The 657-nt window shown below is 65.3% G+C and carries 1 pseudogene; it reads right to left on the bottom strand.

The annotated features are described in order from the left end of the window. Positions 1-643, bottom strand: a pseudogene (locus ACU8YC_RS25435) (hypothetical protein); the annotation flags it as partial. Positions 644-657: the final 14 nt, after the last annotated feature.

Raw genomic sequence — 657 nt, 5'->3', positions numbered from 1 at the left:
GCCCTACCGATTGCGCCAATCCCTGCAGCTCCCGACTGGCAACGGCATAGATCGCATAGTCATTGCCGCTGGCGCTGCGCAACTCGGCAAGCATCGATCGCCACCGCTCCAGCGGAGCCGGCCGCAGGGCCAGCCAACTATCGACTCGCTCGCCGATCGACTCCGGTCCGTTGTCCATCTGCAGCACAGACACCGTGATGCTGCGCTGCTGCGAATCGAGGTCGTCGCGGAAGCCTTCGCGGGCCATCGCCTGCCAGTTGTTGGACACCGGCATGTTGGTCAGCTGGTGCAGATACCACGGCAGCTCCAACGCCCCGCCGACGGCGAAATACGCCGCGGCCACATGCGCCGGAACCTGCCCGGTTTCGTCGGCGGCCTCGAGGATCGGCAGCAGCGTGTACAGATGGTTCGTGCCAGCAACCATGCGCGCCAGCAGCTCGGGCACGCCAGCTTCGGTATAACGCCGATAGCGCTCCTGCCAATGGTCGCGGGTCGAGCCTTGCAACAGCTCGTCCAGCTTCAATCCCAGGGCTGCAACCCGCGGACCGAAATGCGCTACATCCCGCGCGGCATCCAGTTCGCTGCGCCGGTTACGCAGGAACCAGCGCGTCGCACGCCGACCGAGACGCATCAGCTCATCCATCAGACTGAGCTGCA

It is taken from the genome of Citrobacter sp. VF227 (assembly GCF_052950715.1).
The sequence above is the reverse complement of the archived record's forward strand: the minus strand, read 5'-3'. Positions and strand labels throughout refer to the sequence as shown.